Genomic DNA, 20,135 nt, shown 5'->3' on the forward strand with positions numbered 1-20,135 from the left:
CATGAACGAATCCACGGACGTCCCCGATTCCGTCGCAGCCCGCGCCGCCGCGCTGCGCGACCGCCTGGGCCCGCACGTCGCACCCGCGGGCCTGTACGAACGCCACAAGCGCCTGCCGTTCGCCGGGCGCGTGCATTGCAACGTCACGCGCCTCGAAGCCGGCGAGTGGAGCGAGATCGTGCTCGACTACGAGGTCGGCTCGTCCGGCATCGCCGACGGCGGCTGGCTGAAGGCCACCTTCAAGTTCTATTCCGACTGGGCGCTGTTCCAGACGAGCGACCCGGGCGCGGCGAACTACATCAGCGCCGAGTACCATGCGGCGCCGCTCGTGCCGGGGCAGAGCCCGGCCACCGTGCAGGCGCTGAACGTGCGCTTCGACCAGAAGGGGCACGAGCGGCCGTTCCAGAAGGCGGTGATCGTCGACGTCGTCGACGGCTACGTGAACGCCGGCGACCGGATCGTGATCCGTCTCGGTGATCGCCGTCGCGGCCCCGGCACGCGCGTGCAGACCTTCGCCGAGGACAACTTCCGGTTCCGGCTCTACGTCGATCCGTTGGGCACGTCGCGTTTCGTCGCGGTGCCCGGCGACGTCTCGATCGACATCCGCGCCGGCGCGCCGTCCGACGTGCTGCTGAACGGCCCGCGCTTCGTGCGGCCGGGCACCCGCGCGCCATTCCGGCTGTCGCTGCAGGATCGCTGGGGCAATGCGTGCCGCGACGTCGGCGGCACCGCGCGCGTCGTTGCATATGACGCGCAAGGCGAAGCCGTCTACCGGCGCGAACATGCGCTGCCCGAGGCGGGATTCGCGAGTTGCGCGGTCGACGACCTGCCGGTCGACGCCGGCACGCTGCGCATCGTGGCCGACGTGCCCGCGCGGCCGGACGTGCGTGCGGCCGAAGCGTGGCTAACGCTCGACGCGTCGTTGCCGGTATCGCGCGCGCTGTATGCGGATCTCCATGTGCATGCGCACGACACGGTAGGCACCAACAGCCCCGAGTACAACGCACGCTACGCACGCGACATCGGCGGCATCGACGTGCTCGGCTATACCGCGAACGATTTCCAGATCACCGACGAGAACTGGCAGCTCGGCGTCGACGCGGTCGAACGCTTCAACGAGCCGGGCCGCTTCGTCGTGTACCCGGTGCAGGAATGGTGCGGCAGCTCGACCGCGGGCGGCGACCATAACGTGGTGTTCCTCGGCGATGCGCGGCCGGATTTTCCGTACAACGCGCGCGGCGAACACAACCGTACGCTGGTCTGGAACGAGGACATGAAAGGTCATGCGGTCGAGCTCGGCCGCTGGCCCGTCGAGGAACTGTGGGATGCGTATGCCGACGCTGCCGCGCAGCATCTGGTGATGCCGCACGTGGGCGGCCGCCGCTACATTCCCGACTGGCACCATCCCGAGCTCGAACGGCTGGTCGAGATCGCGTCGTCGTGGGGGCACTTCGGCTGGCTGTACCAGGACGTGATCGCACGCGGCTACCGGCTCGGCGTCGCGGCCAGCGGCGACGAACATCGCGGCCGGCCGGGTGGCGGCGCGCCCGGCGTGCAGGTGTTCGGTGTGCACGGCGGGCTGACGGGGGTGCTCGCCGACGTGCTCGATCGCAAGCACGTCGGCGAGGCGCTGCGCGCGCGCCGCACATGGGCGACCACCGGCGAGCACAGTGCGCTGCTCGTGCGTTGCGGCGATCACTGGCAAGGCGATGCGTTCGCGCATCGCGGGCCGGCGCGGCTCGACTACCGGCTGCTCGGCCAGTCCGGGTGGGAATACGTGGCCGCGTACGATCACGAAGGACGGGTGTGGGAACGCAACCTGCATGCGGAACTCGGCTACGCGGATCGCCTGATCCGCGTGCGCTGGGGCGGCGCCCGCATCCGGGACCGCTATCGCTGGGCCGCGTGGCGCGGCCGGATCCGCGTCGTCAACGGCACGATCCACCGTTTCGGATCGAACGGCTTCGAGCATGTCGAGGAGTCGGCATGGCGTACCGGCGCGACCGACGTCGAGTTCCGCAGCGACACCTATGGCGATGCGGACAGCATCGAGCTCGACATCGGCAATCTTGCCGACGCGACGATCGTGGTCGAAGGCACGATCGACAGCTTCGCGAAGGTCGGCGATCCGCTGCAGCGCAATCCGTTCGTGCATGCGCCGACGTTCCGCTTCGAGATCAGCGGCGCGGACCTGCTCGCGCAAGGAACGGCCACGCATGCGCTCGGCGGCACCGAGTTGTTCGTCGCGGTCGAACGGTTGACGGACCAAGTGCTGCCCGTCGATCTCGCAGGCAGCATCGAAGTCGCGGCGGAAAATGCGTCGTTCGGATTCCGCCCCGTCTATTTCTTCGGGCGGCAGCGCAACGACAGCAAGGTGTGGTCGTCTGCCCAGTTCGTCACGTTCGAGTGACGCGCATGCGCGATCCGGGCGCCGTGCCGGCGGCGTTGCCGACGGGTCGGCCCCCGGCCGCGCATGGCCGGGCGCAAGGTACGCTACCCTGAAGCCGGCCCGCCCGGCTTGTGGAGGGAATGCCTCCCCCCGCCGAGCGGGCCGCGGTGCTTTGAAACGATCAACCGAGCCACGTCCTGATATTCGCCCGCATCGCGCCGGCCGAGATCCCGTAACGATCGTGCAGCGTCGGCAACGCGCCCGCGGCGAGGTACGCATCCGGCAGCGCGATCTGCCGGAACGGCGCCGCGACGCCGGCCGCAAGCAAGGCAGTCGCCACCGCTTCGCCGAGTCCGCCGATCACCGTATGGTTCTCGGCGACGATCACCATGCGCCCCTTGCGCGACGCCTCCCGAACGATGGTCGCCGTATCGAGCGGCTTGATCGTCGGGACGTGCAGCACGGCTGCATCGATGCGGTCGGCTTCAAGCGCCTTCGCGACCTCGAGCGAACGCATCGTCATGATCCCGGACGAGATCAGCAGCACGTCGTTGCCGTCGCGCAGCAGCTTCGCCTTGCCGAGTTCGAAACGGTAATCGTATTCGTCGAGCACGGCCGGCACGTTACCGCGCAGCAGGCGCGCGTATACCGGCCCCTTGTGCGCGGCAATCGCCGGCACCATCTGCTCGATGTCCAGCGCGTCGCACGGATCGATCACGGTCATGTTCGGCATCGCGCGCATCAGCGCCAGATCCTCGGCCGCCTGATGGCTCGGCCCGTAACCGGTCGTGAGGCCCGGCAATGCACACACCAGCTTCACGTCGAGATTGTCCTCGGCGATCGCCTGATGGATGAAGTCGTACGCGCGGCGCGTCGCGAATACCGCATAGGTCGTGACGAACGGCTGCGCGCCTTCGTGCGCGAAGCCGGCGGCGGCGCCCATCAGCAGTTGCTCGGCCATGCCCATCTGGTAGTAACGCTCGGGAAATTCCTTCGCGAAAATGTGCAGGTCGGTGTACTTGCCGAGATCGGCCGTCATGCCGATCACGTTGCCGTTCGTGCGCGCGAGCTTCGCGAGCGCATGGCCGAACGGCGCGGCGCGGGTCGCCTGCCCCTCGGCCGCGATGGACGCGATCATCGCGGAAGTCTTCAGGCGCGGCTTGTTGTCGACGGTGCTCATGCGTGTCTCCCTGCTTCGAGTGCGTCGAGCGCGAGCTTCCACTCGTGCGCATCGACGCGGATGAAATGGCTCTTCTCGCGTGCTTCGAGGAACGGCACGCCGCACCCCATCTTCGTGTCGCAGACGATGATCCGCGGCTGCGGCCTGTCATGTCGGCGCGCGTTGTCGAACGCGCGCTTTACCGCGTCGATATCGTTGCCGTCGACTCGCTGCGTATACCAGCCGAATGCTTCGAGCTTGTCGACCAGAGGCTCGAACGCCATGACTTGCGTCGACGGGCCATCGGCCTGCTGGTTGTTCACGTCGACGATCGCGATCAGGTTGTCGAGCTTCCAGTGCGCGGCCGACATCAGCCCTTCCCAGATCGCGCCTTCGTCGAGCTCGCCGTCCGAAAAGAGCGTATAGACGAACGCGTCCGAGCCGTTGCGCTTGAGCCCGAGACAACGGCCGACCGCGATCGTCAGGCCCTGGCCGAGCGAACCGCCGGACATCTCCATGCCGGGCGTGTAGCTCGCCATCCCGGACATCGGCAAACGGCTGTCGTCGCTGCCGTAGGTTTCGAGTTCCTCGGCCGGCAGGATGCCGGCTTCGAACAGCGCCGCGTACAGCGCGATCGCATAGTGGCCGTTCGACAGCAGGAAGCGGTCGCGCCCTTCCCACTCGGGATCGTCGGGGCGATAGCGCATCGCGCCGAAATACGCGACGGCCAGCACGTCGGCGATGTCGAGCGCCTGGCCGACATAACCCTGCCCCTGGACTTCGCCCATCAGCACGGCGTTTCTGCGGATGCGGTACGCGCGCTCGGCGAGCGTGACCGCTTCATGAATGGTTTCGGTATCCATCGTTGGCTCCAGTATTGGATCGGAAGGCATGCAGGTCGAATCGGCGGTGATCAGCGATTGACGGAGCGCGGCACGAGGAACACCAGCAGCGCGCCGAACGTAATCGCGACGGAGATGAAGAGGAGTCCGGCGGTGGACTTGCCGGTCAGGTCGTTCAGCCAGCCGACGATCGCCGGCGAGAAGAAGCCCGCGAGGTTCGCAAAGCAGTTGACCGCGGCGATGCCCGCCGCCGCCGACATCCCGCCGAGCAGCGCCGTGGGCAGCGACCAGAATTGCGACGACGACGCGAGAATGCCGGCGGACGCAATGCTCAGGCACACGATCGACGCGCCGACACTGCCGAGCATCGGCAACGTCGCGAAGCCCGCCGCCGCGATCAGCATCGGCACCGCGAGATGGAAGCGACGCTCGCGGCGGCGATCCGCGCTCATGCCGATCAGCGGCAGCGCGACGATCGCGCACGCATACGGAATCGCGGTGAACAGGCCGACCCACAGCGGATCGGCGACGCCGGCCTTGCGAATGATCGTGGGCAGCCAGAACGTGAGGCCGTACTGGCCGAGCACGACGCAGAAGTAGATCGCGGCCATCAACCACAGGCGGCGGTCGGCGACGAACGCACGAATCGACAGGTGGGCGGTCGTGTGCTCGGCGTCGGCCGACACGTTGCGCGCCAGCAAGGCTTTTTCGGCATCGGTCAGCCATTTCGCGCCGGCAATGCCGTCATCGAGATACAGCAGGATCGCAAAGCCCAGCACGAACGAAGGCAACGCTTCGAGCAGGAACAACCACTTCCAGCCCGCCATCGACATCGCGCCGTGCAGCGAATGCATGATCGCGCCCGACAGCGGGCCGCCGATGATCCCCGCCAGCGGAATCGCCATGAAGAACAGCGACAGTGCCTTGGCACGACGTGCCGACGGGAACCAGTACGTGAGGTACAGGATCACGCCCGGCGCGAAGCCCGCTTCGGCGACGCCGAGCAGGAACCGCAGCACGTAGAACGCGGCGGGCGACTTCACGAACACGAAGCTCGCGGAAATCACGGCCCACGTCAGCATGATGCGCGCGAGCCAGCGGCGCGCGCCGACGCGATGCAGGATCAGGTTGCTCGGTACTTCGAACAGAAAGTAGCCGAGAAAGAAAATGCCTGCGCCCATCCCGTACACGGTCTCGCTGAAACGCAGGTCGTTGAGCATCTGCAGTTTCGCGAAGCCGACGTTGACGCGGTCGAGATACGCACCGAGATAGCACAACATCAGGAACGGGATCAGCCGTCGCGCGACCTTCGCATAGGTCGCCGCTTCGAACGTCTGCGCGTCGTCCCGTTGCAGCAGCTCGCCCTGAACCGGCGAGGCGGGGTACTTTGCTCTCATCTTTGTCTCCTGCCATGGCCCCGGGTTGTCCCGGGTGCATGATGGTCGGCGCCGCGCGTGTCGCGGCGCCGTTCTCAGTGAATCAGCATCCCGCCGTTGACGTCCAGCGTGATGCCCGTCAGGTAGCTCGACAGGTCGCTCAGCAGGAACAGGCACGCATTGGCGACATCGGCGGCATCGCCGAGGCGGCCGAGCGGAATGCCCTTGACGATCTCCTCGCGCATGTCGGGCGTCAGCTTGTCGCCGGTGATGTCGGTCTGGATCAGGCCCGGCGTGATCGAACTGATGCGGATACGGTCGGCGCCGAATTCGCGCGCCATCGCCTTCGCGAGGCCGAGCACGCCGGCCTTCGCGGCGCTGTAGTGCGGGCCGCCGAAGATGCCGCCGCCGCGCTGCGCGGACACCGACGACATGCACACGATGCTGCCGCCGCGCTGCTCCTTCATCGCCGGCAGCACCGCCTGCGACATGTACAGCGTGCCCCGCAGGTTCACGTCGACGATCGCATCGAAGTCGCGCCCGGAAATGTCCAGCGTGCGCACCGGCTGCGTGATGCCGGCGTTGTTCACGAGGCCGTCGATACGGCCATAACGCGCCAGCGTCGCGCGGGCCGCGGCCACGCACGCGTCGCGATCGGTCACGTCGCAGGCCAGGCCGAGGTGGTCGGGCCCGAGCTCGGCGGCGGCCGCTTCGGCGTCCTCGCGACGCAGGTCGAGAATCGCCACGCGCGCGCCCTGGGCGGCCAGCGTGCGGGCCGTGGCCTTGCCGATACCGCGCGGCGATGCCGCGCCGGTCACGATGATGGTCCTGTTGTCGAGCAACATCGTTCGTCTCCTGTGTTGATGTGTGTGCAGAGTGTCGGCTCGCCGGACACCCGCATCAACGCGGAAACGCTCAGGCATGGTTGAGAAAATTTCAGATGACGCCGCGCGGGCCGTCACGGCGTGCTGCAACGCAATATTGCACGCGGCCCGGACGCGCGACGCTCAGTTCGCGCGGCGCTGCGCCGCGACTTCCCGCTCGATCCACGCAAGGAAGCGTTTCACGCGAGGCAGTTCCGCGTTCTGCCGCGGGTAAACGAGATGATGCGCACCGACTTCCACCGCATGCGTCTCGTCGAACACGGGCACCAGCGCGCCTTCGCGAATCTTCACCGACGCGAGCATCAGGCTTTCGAGCGCGATGCCGAGGCCGAGCGCGGCGGTTTCGAGCGACATGTACGACCGGTCGAACGAAAAGTCGAAGGTCTTGCGGGCCGCGAGCGATACGCCGGCCCGGCCGAACCACTGCTTCCACTGCACGAGCGGCGTTTCGGAATAGATCAGCCGATGCGCGAGGAGGTCTTCCGGTGCGTTCACCGGATGCCGTTCGAGGTATTGCGGCGACGCGAGCGGCGCGATGAACTCGCCGCGCATCGTCTTCACCTCGAGGTTGTCCCAGTTGCCGTAGCCGTGGCGGACGTCGATATCGTAGAAGCCGTTCGAGAACGATACGTTTTCGTAAGAACACGCCAGGTTCAGCTGGATATCGCCGTTCGCTTCCTGAAACGACGACAGCCGCGGCAACAGCCACATCAGCCCGAAGCTCGGGCTCGAATGCACGCGCAGGATATCGACCTCGGCGCGGCTCGACGCGCGCTCGGTGGCGCGGCTCAGGTCGGCCAGCGAGCCGGTGACGTCCGCCAGATAGCGCTCGCCGGTCGGCGTGAGGACGAGCCCGCGCCCTGATCGCTGGAACAGCGGCTGGCCGATCTGCGATTCGAGGTTGCTGAGCTGGTGACTCACGGCGGACGCGGTCAGGCCCAGTTCTTCCGCGGCACGATTGACGCTTTTGGTCCGGGCGACACTTTCGAACGCGATGATTGCCTTGAGCGGCGGGATGCGCATGTTGGTATCCGTTGGAATGAGCAGATCGCCTGGCAAAGCGATATCGAAACGACACCTGGACAATCGTCCGGGCCAGGCCACTGCAATACGTTACATGCCAATTCTAGAGTGCCCGAGGGCCGCCGTTCGCTGCAACGTGGTCCCGACCGGCGGGCGCGCACCGGTTCCCTTGGCGCGCGACGCACGCGCGGCGGCCCTGTCGGGTCAGGTTGCCCTGGCGCCCGGGCACCGCTTCGATCGATCATCGCGTCGGCGCAACGGTTCGTCATTCCGATGCAGGAACCGGCAACCCCAGCCGCCAGCTCAGGTTCCTGCGCGCCTGCCTCTCGCAGCGCGCGTAGAAGAATTCCGTCAGATAGATGCGCGGACGCACGAGCAGCCCGCGCAGAATGGTCCGCTCATGAAAATCGTAGGCCCGGTCGTCGAGATCGGGACGCTCTGCCCGCAAACGCCGGCCGTCTTCGCGAAACCGGCTGCGGGAAGCGCCGAGCGCGGCCAGGTCGATGTCGCACGTGAAGCGGGTATCCGGTTGCGCGGCAATGCCCGCGTGGGTCGTCGCGAGGATCATCGCGCAGACGGGGTCGCAGGCGCGGATTCGCCCCCCGGCCTGGTGCCGGAACCAGTCCGCGCTACGCTGCTCGTTGTCCTTCGCGCCGGGCACGAAAATCACGTCATGGAACCAGAGCGCGAGTTCGACGGCGTCCGGCGCGGGAATCGCGTCGCGCGCCAGGTCGAGATGACGCAGGCATCGCCGTACATGCACGAGCGTATGGTAATGGCGCACCGGCTCCGCGTAGCATTGCGCGAGCCTGCGATAGACCTCCTCGGCATGGGTCCCGCCGCTGCACGACCACAACGCGACGAACCGCGCCTGCATCCGGTTCACGTTCGCTCCTTGGACCGGGGCGTCCGCGCGGAATCGCCCCATGCCGACATGACTGCGATGCGCTCAGAGAAATTCCCTGCGGATGTCGATGCTTGAGCGCTGCCCGATGTTTCCGTAGTGATGCGCGAGCCACGCATCCGCTTCGCGTCGCCCGTGGTCATGCAGTTCGCTCAGAAATGTCCAATCCGCGTTGTACTTGCTCGATACGCTCAGCGCGGACAGCGCATCGTCGGCGCGAATGGAATGAATCAGCATTTCCTTCATCTCGCCGCGTTGTATCGTGCCTTGCTGGATCAGGTCGGTGACGAACGCGATCGCCCGCATCTCGCGCATCAGCGACGAATTGAAACTGATCTCGCTGATCCGGTTGAGGATTTCCGCGGCGGTGATCGGCACGCCGCGACGCACGAGCGGATTGATGTGCACGATCACGACGTCGCGCGTCGCGCAGTTGTAGATGAGCGGATAGATGGCCGGATTGCCCATGTACCCGCCATCCCAGTAGTACTCGCCGTCGATCGAGACCGCCTGGAACAGGGTCGGCACGCATGCCGATGCCAGCACCGCGTCGGCACTGAGGTCCGCTCCGGTGAACAGGCGGATCTTCCCCGTCTCGACGTTGGTCGCGCACACGTACAGCCGGATCGGACAGTGCTTGCGCAGCGCGTCGAAATCGACCTGGCTTTCGAGCACCTCGCGCAGCGGATTCAGGTTGTTCGGATTGAACTGATAGGGTGAAAAGACCCGCAGCATCATGTCGGCGAACGCATACAGCGGCGAATGATCGAGCCCGAAGCTGTGGGTGCCCTTCAGCCAGGGCATCCAGCGCAGCGGGTTGTAGCGCTCCGCCGATTGCGCGACCGCGTGCCAGAAGTCGTGGAGTGCCTGACGCGCGCCGTCTTCGCCGCCCTTGTGCAGCCCGTATGCGAGTACCGCGGCGTTCATCGCGCCGGCGCTGGTTGCACTGACGCCTTCGATGTCGAGCCGGCCGTCTTCGAGCATGCGGTCGAGCACGCCCCAGGTGAAGGCGCCGTGCATTCCGCCGCCCTGCAACGCGAGCGCAATCGGTTTGCGCGGGCCATCGTTGCCGCGTCTTGCGTGCGTGGTTGCCATGCCCGTCTCCTCGGCGCTCCGCGCAGGCGGAGCAGCGGCAGGTCATCGAGCGCACGTCGTCACGCGATCCGTCGCCGTGCGCCGTTGTTCCATTCATCCTGCGCGCGCGTCCAATGCATCCAGCAGCGCTTTCGCGTCGCGCAGGTCGCTTGTATCGAAACCTTCCGTGAAGCAGGCGAGCACCTCGGACAGCGCTCGCCTCGCCTCCACGGTTTTCCCCTGCCGCTGCAACAGCCGCGCAAGGTCCGACGCCGCCCGCAATTCCAGCGCTCGGGCACCCTGGCGGCGCGCGCGCTCGATCGCCCGGTGAAAGCAGCCGGCGGCCTTGTCGTCGCGCGCCGCGACCGCCCCTTCGTCGCACGCCGCGACGGCCCCCTCTTCGCTCGCCGCGACGGCCCCCTGCTCGCTCGCCCCGCCGGCCAGATAGACGCCCGTGAGCCGGTACAGCTCGGCCTCGAAGCAGTGCTCACCGGTTTGCTCGACGAGCGTCGTCGCCTCTTCCAGCAGGTCCAGCGCTGCCCGCCGGTCGCCCGCGCGCCAGTAACTGTCGGCGAGCAGCGCGAGGGAATAGGGCCGCTGGTCTTCGCCGCCGGCGGCCCGCTGCGCATCGAGGCCCAGCCGCATCTGCGCGATGCCGTCCCGGATGTTGCCTTGCGCGCTCATCGCCCAGCCCCGCAGGAGCGTCCCCCATGCGAGCCAGTACGGCAAGCCGTGCTCGGTCGATACGGCAATGACCGCTTCCGCGCGCTCGGCGGCAAGCGTCGGCTCGCGCCGCAGCTGATGCAGGTGTGCCGTGTAGGTCAGGCTGAACGCCAGGGACGGCCCATAGGAAAGGTGCCGTGCGAGCGCCAGTGCTTCGACGCTGCGCCTGAGCGCCTGGTCGGGATACCCCTGGATCCACAGGGTCAACACCAGGAAACTGAGCGCGCGGATGCCCGGATCGACCCCGTGCGCGAACACGTGGGCCTGATGCTGCTCCGGATCGTAGATCGCGATCGCCTGTTCCAGGTGGGTGCGGGCGGCCGTGAAATCGCCCTGCAGGAAGAAACACGAACCCAGCGCGCTATGGGCCTCGATGAGAAAGCCGGGGTCGTTCGCATCGCGGGCCGTACCGAGCATCTGCCGGCCCAGGTCGGTCGCGAGCGCATACTCGCCGCGCACCACGTGGTGCATCCGCAATCCCAGCTGCGTCGCGAAGCGTTGCGATACCTCGCCCGTGCGCTCGCACAACTCGAGCGCGCGCGTATAGGTGGCGCCCACCTCCGTCGCGCCATACCCGCGCACATCCATCAGGACCGGCCCGAGGGACAGCAGCAGCGTCAGTTCCCAATGCGCGCGCATCGGTGTGTCCGGCAAGCCCTTCAGCAACGCAAGCGCCGCGCCGAGGTGATTCATCGCATCGTGATGAGCCGCATGGCGCAGCGCCTGCTGGGCCGCACGATGCAGGTATTCGACCGCCTTCGGAATGTTGCCGCTCTGACCGTAGTGATGCGCGAGTTCGCTGCAGTAATCGGCGATGCGCGTCGGGAACAGCACCTCGATCGCCTGCGCGGTGCGCTCGTGCAGCGCGGTGCGCCGCTCCGTGAGCAACGAGCGCCCGGCCACTTCCTGGGTCAGCGCGTGCTTGAACGAATAATTGACCTCGGGAAAGGCGGGCCGTTCGTAGATGAACTCCGCGGCTTCCAGATGCGCGAGCAGGCGACGCAGTTCGTCGTCCCGCACCGCCACCTCGCCGCAGATGCGCCGGATCAGGCTGAACGGAAACTCGTGGCCGATCACGGCAAGCGCCTGCAGCAGTTCCTTTTCCTCGACGGGAAGCCGATCGATCCGGGCAGCCAGCACGCCCTGCACGGTGGTTGGGATATGCAGCGTCGCCGGCGTCTCCACGATGCGATAACGCCCGGCCTCGCCGAGCAGCGACTTCTCTTCGACGAGCGTCTGCACCACTTCCTCCATGAAGAACGGATTGCCCTCCGTCTTCTCCAGAATGAGCTGCTTCAGCGGCACGAGCGTGCGATCCTCGCCGAGCAGCGCCGTGAGCAGCCCCTGCGCATCGGACGGGCCGAGCGGCTCGAGCCGGATCCTGCTGCAATGAACCGCGCCGGCCCACGCCGGCCGATACTCGGGCCGGTAGTTCACCAACAGCAGGATGCGTGCCTCCGGCACATGGTCGATCAGATAACTCAGGAATGCTTCCGTTTCACGATCCAGCCATTGCAGATCCTCGAACAGCAAATGAACCGGCTGATTCTGGCTCTCGCGCACGAGCAGCTGCCTGATCGCGTCGAAGGTGCGCTCGCGCCGGATCTGCGGGTCCATCTCGACCAGCACCGAGCCGCCCTCGCCGATGCCGAGCAGATAGAGGACGTACGGCACGAGGTCCTCGAAACCGCGCTCCAGCGCGAGCGCCTTGCCGATGACCTTTTCCCGGCAGCGCCGCTCGTCGTCCTGCGGCGTGATCTGGAAATAGTTCTTCAGGAGTTCGATCAGCGGCAAATTGGAAAACGCCTTGCCGTGCGATACCGAAAACGTCTCCAGCACCAGCGCGCCGCGCCGTGAACGCTCCTTGAACTCGTGGAACAGGCGAGACTTGCCGACGCCGGCCTCGCCCACCACGCCGACCACGCGCCCGTGCCCGGCCCGCATGGTCTCCAGGGCCCGGTTCAGGTGTTCCAGTTCCGTTTCGCGCCCGACGAACCGCGCGAGACCACGGTGCGCCGCCAGCTGCAGGCGCGTGCGCAACGCACCGAGCCCCAGCACTTCGTAGACGCATAGCGGCGCGGGAATGCCCTTGAGTTGCGTGGCCCCGAGCGCCTTGAACTCGAAATAGCCTTCGGCCAGCTTGTGGGTGGATTCGCTGACGAGAATCGACGTGGGCGCGGCGATGCCCTCGATCCGCGACGCGATGTGGATCGTATGCCCGAGCGGGTCGTATTCGGTGTGCAAGTCGTCGGTGCGGATCGAACGGACGACGACCTCGCCGGTATGCACGCCGACGCGAATCTGCAGAGGAATGCCCTCCTGCAGCCGAATCCGGTCGCCGTGCTGGCGCATCGCCTGCTGCATGCGCAATGCGGCGAAGAGCGCGCGCTGCGCATGGTCCTCGTGGGCGATCGGCGCGCCGAACAGCGCGAGGATGCCGTCGCCGAGCGATTTGGCGACGTACCCTTCGTAGTAGTGGACCGCCTCCATCATCAGCTCGACCACCGGCACGATCAGGCGATGCGCCACTTCGGGATCGAGATCGTGGATCAGCGCGGTCGACCCGGCCATGTCGGCAAACAGCGCGGTAACGGTCTTGCGCTCGCCGGCGGGCTCGCCGCGCGCTTCCATCGCCGCGTGTTCGGCACGGATGCGCTCGGCCAGATGATCGGGCGTGTAATGAATCGGGGTGGGCGACGGCGCTTGAGCCGGCGGTCGGGACGATGGCGCCGCGGCGGCAGGTGTCGCCAGCGGCGCACCGCAATGGCTGCAGAAGCGGGCTGCCGGCCCTGCGTCATGCCCGCACTGCGGGCAGGTGCGGGACAGCACGGCGCCACATTCCTGGCAGAACCCCGCACCGGGAGGATTCTCCGATCCGCAAATTGTGCAGCGCATAAAACCCTCTTCCAGCCAAGGGTCGACCTCGAAACATTATGCGCCACTCTCTGCCGGTATTCAGGTCGGTGAATGCGCGTACGCATGCCGACGAGCGAAGGTACGAACGGTTCGACGGGCGCGCCCGGTGCCCGCACGACGCGTTCTTCGCGATTGTCACTCGCCGGGTCGAGTCAGCGGCCGCATCATTCGCCGACGCGCAGGACATCCATGCCGATTGCCTCGGCTCGATCCGCGCCGCTCGCCGCGTCCCTACATTTTCCCCGCCAGGTGAAACCGCGACGCCGGATGCCACAGCCTCACCGACGTCGCGACGTGCTCGCCGACCCAGGTGCGGCGCTTCAACACCAGGCACGGCTCGCCGATTTCCATCACGAGATGCCGGCGCACCTGCGCATTGGGCTTCTCCGCATAGATCCGGAACTCGGCGCGCTGGATCGGCGCGAGCCGCACCATGTAGTGGTTCGGCGTCTCGATCGTGAAATCCTGCTCCAGGTAGTCGGGAAACAACGCCGGATTGACGTAGCGATCCTCGAACTGGATCGGCTCGTCTTCCTCGAAATGCACGATGCGCGAATGAAACACCGGCCCCGAGCGAAGCCCGAGCGCATCGATCGCATCCGGGTCGACGCTGCGCTCGATCAGCACGACGCGCGCGCTGTGCCGATGCCCGCGTTCCGCAATCTCGTCCGCGATGTTGCGGATCTCCAGGACCGTCGATTCGTAATGCCGGCGCTCGACGAACGTGCCGGCACCCTGGATGCGGGTCAGCACGCGTTCGTTCGTCAGTTCGCGCAGCGCGCGCGACACCGTCATCCGGGCCACGCCGAATTCCTTGACCAGCTCGGCCTCGGTCGGGATCGCGCCGCCGGGTTTCCAGTCGCCCTTCGCGATCCGCTCGACGACGTAGCGCTTGATCTGTTGATAGGCCGGCAGTGCGCGCGCCGGCACGGCCTCGCCCGATGCCCTCGCCGGTCGTGCGGAAAGTTGTCGCTCCGTCTCGTTCATGCACCCTCGACCGAATGAATAATGATGATCCGCCCGTCGTCGCCGGTCGTCACTGCAACGGCGGCGGCGCCCCCGCGACGATGCCGGCCGCGATCGCGATGTCGTCCGCGAGCGGCCGGTCGTCGCGATACGCCGGTACGCGTTCGCGCACGTGCCGCCACAGCGCGTCGGTCGACGCGGCCCGCCCGGTTTCGTTCGCTTGCAAGTCGTATGCCTGCGCGGCGGCGAGCAGCTCGATCGCGAGCACGCGCGTCGCGTTCTCGATGATGTCGAGCGCCTTCAGCGCGGCCGGCGTCGCATGACACAGGTGATCTTCCTGCAGCCCCGACGTAATGCCGCCATCGAGGCTCGCCGGCGCCGCGAGCCGCTGATTCTGCGCGACCAGCGCGACCGCCGTGTACTGCGCGATCATGAAGCCCGAACACGTGCCGCCCGGCGCCGCGAGAAACGCCGGCAGGCCGCTCACGAGCGGATTGACGAGACGGTCCAGCCGCCGCTCGGCGATGGCCGCCACCTGCGCCATCGCGGCCGCGAGGCTGTCCATCGCCAGTGCGATGCCCGCGCCGACCGCATGCGCCTGCGAATGAACGGCCGGCGCATCGCGCGTACCGGCGACGATCGGATTGTCGGTGACGGACGCGAGCTCGCGATCGACGACGTCCGCCGTGACCGCGAACACGTCGCGCGCCGCGCCGTGCACGTGCGGAATCGTGCGCAGGCTCAACGGATCCTGCGTATGCCGCCCGCTCGCCGCGGCGAGCATCGGGCTGTCGGCCAGCATCGTCCGCAAGCGCGCGCCGACGTGCCCGATGCCGGGCGAGATCCGCAACGCGAGCGAGGCCGGGTCGAACGCGGCGAGCTGCCCGCCGAGATTCTCGAAGCTCGCCGCCGCGATCCAGTCGGCCCAATCGAGCAGCCGTTCCGCGCGGGCCAGCGCGAGCGCGGCGAGCCCCGTGACGCACGGCGTGCCGTTGACCAGGCTCAACCCTTCCTTCGCACCGAGCACGAGCGGTTCGCGGCCGATGCGGCGCAGCGCCTCGGCGCCGCCGATGCGTTCGCCGCGATGGCGCGCATGGCCGTGCCCGATGCAGACGAGCGCGACGTGCGCCATGTGGGTCAGATAGCCGACCGAGCCGTGCGCCGGCACCTCCGGCAGGCAATCGTGCTCGAGCAGCGCGACGAGCTGGTCGACGACGTCGGCATGGACGCCCGAATGCCCGTGCGCGAAATTGTTGATCGCGGCCGCGACGATCGCGCGCGTTTCGGCCGCGCCGAGCGGCATGCCGACGCCGACCGCGTGACTCATCAGGATGTTGCGCGACAGCGTGCTCTGCTGTGCCGGCGACACGATCACGTCGCACAGCGCGCCCACGCCGGTATTGACGCCGTAAGCGCGAATCCCGCGCGCGACGATCTCGTCGACGAGTTCGCGCGCGGCAACGACACGCGCGCGTGCCTCGTCGGCCAGCGCCAGCGGCTCGCCGGCCGCCACCGCCGCAACCTGTCGCCAGTCGAGCGGCCGGGCCGCACGGAATACGGTCATGGCAGCCTCAGTTGGTGGTGCGGTCGTGGTGGCTCGACACGAATTGCCGGAAGCGCTCCGAGCACTGGCCGCCGAACAGCGCGTCGGGCGGCCCGTCCGAGTCGACCTCGCCCTGATGCAGGAACAGCACGCGATTCGACACGTGCCGCGCGAAGCCCATTTCATGCGTGACGACCAGCATCGTGCGCCCCTCTTCCGCCAGCGAGCGCATCACGCGCAGCACTTCGCCGACCAGCTCCGGATCGAGCGCCGACGTCGGTTCGTCGAACAGCATCACTTTCGGATGCATCGCGAGCGCGCGGGCGATCGCGACGCGCTGCTGCTGGCCGCCCGACAGGTGCGCCGGATAGTAGCCGCGCTTGTCGGCGAGACCGACGCGCGCCAGCAGCGCCTCGGCCTCCTCGACCGCTTCGGCGCGGCTGCGCTTTTGCACGCGCAGCGGCCCCTCGACGAGGTTGTCGAGCACCGTCATGTGGGACCACAGGTTGAAGTTCTGAAAGACCATGCCGAGCTGGGAGCGGATCCGGTCGACCTGGCGCCGGTCGCTCGGATGCAGCTTGCCGTCGCGCGCGCGCTTCATCGCGAGCGTTTCCCCGGCGAGCGCGACGGAGCCGTCGTCGGGTGTCTCGAGCAGGTTCAGGCAGCGCAGGAACGTGCTCTTGCCCGAGCCGCTCGCGCCGAGGATCGAGATGACGTCGCCCTCATGCGCGTCGAGCGAAATGCCCTTCAGCACATGATGGTCGCCGAACGACTTGTGGATGTTCTTGACCGACAGCGCAACGGGAGCAGCGGTGTTCATCGGATTCTCCTGGAAAGGACGGGGACGCTCAGGGCGCGACGCGTTGAGGATTGCGCGTCGCCGCGGCGGGCGCACCGGTGGGCTTCGGCGCACGCAGGTGCCCGGAAAGCCGCCATTCGAGCGCGCCGAGCAGGCGCACGACGATGAAGTTCAGGCCCAGATAGATCACGGCGGCGCAGACGAACACCTCGGTCGTCCGATAGGTTTGCTGGATGATCTGCTGCGCGACGCCCGTCACTTCCCATACCGTGACGAGGCTCGCCAGCGCGGTCGACTTGACGAGCAGCACCGCTTCGGTCGAATACGCGGGCAGGCACTGGCGCAACGCGATCGGGCCGATCACGCGCCGCAGCAGCGCGAAGCCCGACAGCCCGATCGAATAGCCGGCCTCGATCTGCCCGACCGGCACGGCCATCAGCCCGCCGCGCAGGATCTCGGCCGTGTAGCCCGCCGTGCACAGCGCGAGCGACAGCACCGCGCAGACGTACGGCTCGCGCAGCAGCGGCCACATGAAGCTTTCGCGGATCACGCCGAACTGGCCGAGCCCGTAATACACGAGGAACATCTGGATCAGCAGCGGCGAGCCGCGAAACACGAGGATATAGGCCCGCGCGAAGCGGTTCGGCAGCCAGCGCGGCGACACGCGCATCGTGACGATCACGAGCGACAGCAGGCCGCCGAGCACGAGCGAGGCGAAGAACAGGCCGAGCGTGGTCGGTACGGCCGCGAGCAGCTGGCGCAGCGTATCGAAGAGAAAAGCGAAATCGAGGGACATGCACGTTCTCCGTCAGTTGCGCGCGAAATTGCGGCGGAACGACCGGCCGACGATCGCTTCCGCCCGGTTGAACACGCGGTTCGACACGCCCGTCATCAGCAGATACAACGCCCCGCCCGCGACGAAGAACACGAAGTACTGGTGGGTCGAATTGGCGGCGATCTGGCTCGTGCGCAACAGCTCGGCGAGCCCGGTGACCGAGATCAGTGCCGAGTCCTTGAGGCTCAGCTGCCACACGTTGCCGATCCCGGGCAGCGCGAAGCGCAGCACCTGCGGAACCAGGATGCGCCGCAGCACCATGCTGCGCGGCATGCCGATCGCGCGCGCCGCTTCGAGCTCGCCCTTCGACACCGCGAGCACCGCCGCGCGATACACCTCCGCCTGGTAGGCGCCCGAGATCATGCCGACCGCGAGCGCGCCGATCACGAACGGCGGCACGCCGATGAAGCCTTCCGCGCCGAACCACTGGCCGACGGCCGTGACGAGCGTCGAGCCGCCGAAGTAGAACAGATAGATGACGAGCAGTTCGGGCACGCCGCGAAATACCGTCGTGTACAGGTCGCCGAGCAGGCGGGCGCTGCGGTAGCGCGACAGCTTCGCCGCCGCGATCGCCGCGCCGATCACCGCGCCGACCGCGAGCGCGGCGAGCGTCAGCGCGACCGTCATCAGTGCGGCGAGCAGCAGCACACCGCCCCAGCCTTCGGTTCCGAAGCCGAGCATTTCGAGAATCGCCATGCGTGCCTCCCGGCAAGCGTTGAGTGAATCGGCAGGATGCCTGCCGCCGCGCGTCGTTCGGGTCGCTCGCGCGGCGGCGGCGTGCTTACGGCGTGACGTCGGTCTTGAACCACTTGTCGGCCAGCTTCTTCACCGTGCCGTCCGCGAGTGCCGCGCCGATCGCCGTATCGAACTTCGTCTTCAGGTCGGCATCCTGCTTGCGGAACGCGAGCCCTTCGCCCGGCCCCCAGATCGGCCCGCCGAGCTTCGGCCCCGCGAGCACGATCGACGCGGTGTCCTTCTTCGTGTTGTTCGCCGCGTAGTACGTGACGTCGTCGAACGACGCATCGATGCGCCCGGCGACGAGGTCGAGGTCACGTTCGGGCGAGGTCTTGTACACGCGAATCGACGCGATGTCCTTGAAGCTGTCGTTGATGAATTTCGTATAGACGGTGCCCGACTGGATGCCGATCGTCTTGCCCTTCAGTTGCTTGCGCAGCGCATCGACGGTGGGCTTGTCCGCGTTCGCGTCACCCGTCAGCTTGACCATCGGCGCGCCGGGCGCGGCCTTCGGCAGGATCTTGGTATCGGTGACGGCGAACGTCGCGGGCGTCGCCGCATACGGACGCGAGAACAGCAGGATCTTTTCGCGCTCCGGCGTGATGGAGATCGCATCCATCAGGATATCGAACTTGCCGGCCTGCAGGCCGGGAATCATCCCGTCCCAGTCCTGCGCGACCATGTTGCACTGCACCTTGATCCGCTCGCACACGTTGGCGAGCAGCTCCGGTTCGAAACCGCCCAGCTTGCCGCCCGGCAGCGTGAGGTTCCACGGTGCGTAGCCGCCTTCGAGCGCGACCGTCACCGTCTTCCATTCCTTCGCCTGCGCCGGCGCCGCGAGCGTTGCCGCCGCGGCCGCGATGACACCGATCGTCCTGATTGCCCACTTGATCCGCTTGCCGTTCACGAGATTTCTCCTTGCGTTGAGGTTCGTCATCCCTTCGGTGCTGCAGCAAGCCGCCTCAGGAATTTGTCTATACAAGCATGCAAGAAGAAAAACAGCGCGACAAGCAGCGATCAAAAAAAACCGGGGAAACGAGGGAAATCCCCTAATTTCGGGGCTCTGACGTGCCTCGTCGTGGGGAATTCAGGCACGCGTTTGGTGCATCTCGTACGATCCAATCGCAAGGATGACTAGACAAATTCCGGATTGGATCAGAGGGCGGCAATGCGGGGAGCCCGGCGCGCGACGGACGCGGCGCGCTCGGGTGGTCACGCCTCGCAACGACGCTGGCTCGAACGGGAACGAAACTGATTCGGGCGGGCCGTGGGTCCATGAAACACAAGCGGCCCGTGAGCCAAACGGTTCGGCATCCTGCCTGAAATCGGCATTCGCGCAGAAGATCGCCCGAAGCCGGTATCGGACGCAAGGTCGACGTTGCCGTCGCGGTCCGGCGACGGCTTGCAATCGGGCTGCTACGAATCCGCGCGGCCGCCGGCGATCTCGATCGACGTCTCCCAGCGGAAGTAGCCGGACACCGCACCGCCACGGTCGAGCACGGCGAAATCGGCCGTGCACGTGGTGGCGCCCGCAGCCAGCACGTCGCTGCGCCAGTAATGGTCCGGCATCGGCCGGCACTGCGGATGGAGCAGGTCGTCGTCGGACGGCACCGGCGTCGCGGCGTCGCGCACCTGCGCTTCGATCGGCGCGACGATGCCGGCGTCCCGCAAGGCGAACCGGATGAACAGGACGCTCACTTCGGCACGCAGCGCCAGCGCCGTTTCGCGCAGGCGGAGCTGGTCGCCCGGCGACAGGCCGGCAAAGAGCCGGCTGTCGTTGCGGCCGAGCGGCCCGGTGTCGCCGGGGCTCACCACATAGATGTGCCGGCCGTCGATCACGGTCGGCGCATCCGCGTTCCGGCTCGCATCGGGATAGGCCGACAGCAGCGTGACGGCATCGACGATCGCAAGCACGTCGCAACGAAGACCAGGCATGGCGCTTCCTCCGGAACGGGACAATGACGCGG

The 20,135-nt window shown here is 67.3% G+C and carries 16 protein-coding genes; 1 reads left to right on the top strand and 15 read right to left on the bottom strand.

Annotation, left to right across the window (positions count from 1 at the left end; translation table 11 throughout):
* Position 1 precedes the first annotated feature (1 nt).
* The gene (locus DIE17_RS27455) at positions 2–2,410 is read left to right on the top strand and encodes a hypothetical protein (protein WP_124646506.1); all 2,409 of its coding nucleotides are present in this window, start codon (positions 2–4) and stop codon (positions 2,408–2,410) included.
* 160 nt (positions 2,411–2,570) lie between these two features.
* Here the strand turns inward: DIE17_RS27455 and DIE17_RS27460 are convergent, their stop codons facing one another.
* The 15 genes from DIE17_RS27460 to DIE17_RS27530 form a co-directional block, all read right to left on the bottom strand.
* Entirely contained in the window at positions 2,571–3,569 is a 999-nt protein-coding gene (locus DIE17_RS27460; protein ID WP_124646505.1) for a transketolase family protein, read from the bottom strand.
* Positions 3,566–4,411 carry a transketolase gene (locus DIE17_RS27465; protein WP_124646504.1) on the bottom strand — a complete coding sequence of 282 codons (846 nt, stop codon included), beginning with the start codon at positions 4,409–4,411 and terminating at the stop codon, positions 3,566–3,568. The genes DIE17_RS27460 and DIE17_RS27465 overlap by 4 nt, the downstream gene beginning before the upstream one ends.
* A gap of 50 nt (positions 4,412–4,461) precedes the next feature.
* Entirely contained in the window at positions 4,462–5,787 is a 1,326-nt protein-coding gene (locus DIE17_RS27470; RefSeq protein ID WP_124522759.1) for an MFS transporter, read from the bottom strand.
* Positions 5,788–5,861: 74 nt separating this feature from the next.
* On the bottom strand, positions 5,862–6,611 hold the full coding sequence (locus tag DIE17_RS27475) for an SDR family NAD(P)-dependent oxidoreductase (protein ID WP_124646503.1): 750 nt from the start codon (positions 6,609–6,611) through the stop codon (positions 5,862–5,864).
* Between the two features lie 162 nt (positions 6,612–6,773).
* Positions 6,774–7,673, bottom strand: a complete 900-nt coding sequence (locus tag DIE17_RS27480; protein ID WP_044845498.1) for a LysR substrate-binding domain-containing protein — start codon at positions 7,671–7,673, stop codon at positions 6,774–6,776.
* Positions 7,674–7,938: 265 nt separating this feature from the next.
* Positions 7,939–8,601, bottom strand: coding sequence for a hypothetical protein (locus tag DIE17_RS27485; protein ID WP_260426294.1), 663 nt, complete (start codon positions 8,599–8,601; stop codon positions 7,939–7,941).
* 21 nt (positions 8,602–8,622) lie between these two features.
* Positions 8,623–9,672: a patatin-like phospholipase family protein gene (locus DIE17_RS27490; RefSeq protein WP_124646502.1), complete on the bottom strand. Its 1,050-nt coding sequence runs from the start codon at positions 9,670–9,672 to the stop codon at positions 8,623–8,625.
* Between the two features lie 93 nt (positions 9,673–9,765).
* Positions 9,766–13,269, bottom strand: coding sequence for an adenylate/guanylate cyclase domain-containing protein (locus tag DIE17_RS27495; RefSeq protein ID WP_124646501.1), 3,504 nt, complete (start codon positions 13,267–13,269; stop codon positions 9,766–9,768).
* 252 nt (positions 13,270–13,521) lie between these two features.
* The gene (gene hutC, locus DIE17_RS27500; protein WP_124489578.1) at positions 13,522–14,277 is read right to left on the bottom strand and encodes a histidine utilization repressor; all 756 of its coding nucleotides are present in this window, start codon (positions 14,275–14,277) and stop codon (positions 13,522–13,524) included.
* Between the two features lie 49 nt (positions 14,278–14,326).
* Positions 14,327–15,820, bottom strand: a complete 1,494-nt coding sequence (gene hutH / locus DIE17_RS27505) for a histidine ammonia-lyase (RefSeq protein ID WP_124646500.1) — start codon at positions 15,818–15,820, stop codon at positions 14,327–14,329.
* Positions 15,821–15,827: 7 nt separating this feature from the next.
* Complete coding sequence (locus tag DIE17_RS27510; protein WP_124489576.1) at positions 15,828–16,619, bottom strand: ABC transporter ATP-binding protein; 792 nt, start codon at positions 16,617–16,619, stop codon at positions 15,828–15,830.
* A 28-nt stretch (positions 16,620–16,647) separates the two neighbouring features.
* Positions 16,648–17,394, bottom strand: a complete 747-nt coding sequence (locus tag DIE17_RS27515; RefSeq protein WP_124489575.1) for an ABC transporter permease — start codon at positions 17,392–17,394, stop codon at positions 16,648–16,650.
* Positions 17,395–17,406: 12 nt separating this feature from the next.
* A complete protein-coding gene (locus tag DIE17_RS27520) occupies positions 17,407–18,129 on the bottom strand; it encodes an ABC transporter permease (RefSeq protein WP_044845491.1) in 723 nt (240 codons plus the stop codon).
* A gap of 85 nt (positions 18,130–18,214) precedes the next feature.
* Positions 18,215–19,075: a transporter substrate-binding domain-containing protein gene (locus DIE17_RS27525; protein ID WP_044845555.1), complete on the bottom strand. Its 861-nt coding sequence runs from the start codon at positions 19,073–19,075 to the stop codon at positions 18,215–18,217.
* Between the two features lie 509 nt (positions 19,076–19,584).
* Positions 19,585–20,103 carry an AidA/PixA family protein gene (locus DIE17_RS27530; RefSeq protein WP_124646499.1) on the bottom strand — a complete coding sequence of 173 codons (519 nt, stop codon included), beginning with the start codon at positions 20,101–20,103 and terminating at the stop codon, positions 19,585–19,587.
* Positions 20,104–20,135 lie beyond the last annotated feature (32 nt).

Source organism: Burkholderia sp. Bp9099 (assembly GCF_003857805.1).
GTDB lineage: Bacteria > Pseudomonadota > Gammaproteobacteria > Burkholderiales > Burkholderiaceae > Burkholderia.